The organism is Cupriavidus sp. WS (genome assembly GCF_000395345.1).
In the GTDB taxonomy this organism is placed as follows: Bacteria; Pseudomonadota; Gammaproteobacteria; order Burkholderiales; family Burkholderiaceae; genus Cupriavidus; species Cupriavidus basilensis_B.
The window spans coordinates 1-993 of sequence record NZ_AQPL01000662.1; the positions used below are offsets into that span (position 1 = coordinate 1).

Sequence of the window (993 nt, forward strand, 5' to 3'; positions counted from 1 at the left end):
ATCGAGGCGCGCTTCGGCGTGCCGTGCGAGTACATCTCGCCGTGGCGCCGCGCGGTCTGCGGCGACCTGACCTCGGCCTTCGATTTCACCAAGCCCAACGGCGACCTGCCCACCGACCTGCCCAACACCACGTACTACAAGGCGGACGCCGACGCGGCCCGCACCCGTCCGAGCCCGGCGGTGCCGTCCGCGCCCACGCGCCCGGTGCAGGAGGTCGGCCAGCGCCGCGCGCGCGCCCTGCCCTACGAGCTGTTCGCGCACGGCCGCGCGGATGCCGACGGCAAGCGCTTCTGGATCGATTTCGCCAACACCGGCGCGGCCGGCGCGGGCTTCATCGTCTATGCCAACGGCGCCACCAGTTACGCCGAGCCGGACAAGCCGCACGACCAGGACGACACGGTGTTCCCGCCCGCCACCTTCGACGCGCTCAACAACGGCGGCGGCGTGTGGCAGTACACCGTCGAGGCGGGCAAGAGCCTGTCCGACAACTGGATGCCGCAGCCGGCCGGCGCGCAGGACGGCCGCTACGATCTCTCCGTCTACGGCCCCAACGGCTTCCTCAACCAGTTCCGCGGCAAGCTCGGGCAGGCCGGGCCCGAGGTGGCGGCCTGCTACGACATCACCAACGGCAAGCTGCTGCTGACGCTGGTCAACCAGGGCAAGCAGGCGTGCGTGATGTACGCCGCCAACGGCTACGACAGCGCCGACGCGCGCACCTACCATCTCGCGCCCGGCGCCTCGCAGCAGGACAGCTGGGACCTGAGCGCGACCAGCCAGTGGTTCGACGTGCGCCTCACCACGGACGCCGGCGACGGCTTCCTGCGCCGCTTCGCGGGCCATATCGAAACCGGCCGCCACAGCCTGACCGATCCGCGCATCGGCGGCGCCGCGGTGGACATGCTGTGAACCGCGCCCGCACAGGAACCGTCATGAGCAAAATCGGAACGCGCGCCATGCGCACTCTCGCGGCCGGCGCGCTGGCGCTGGCCACGC

Annotated in this window: 1 protein-coding gene; it reads left to right on the top strand. The window is 71.5% G+C overall.

Going from position 1 to position 993, the window contains the following annotated elements:
- A partial coding sequence (locus tag K206_RS40500) for a phospholipase domain-containing protein (protein WP_020207118.1) occupies positions 1 to 906 on the top strand: 906 nt, incomplete at its 5' end.
- Between the last annotated feature and the right edge of the window lie 87 nt (positions 907 to 993).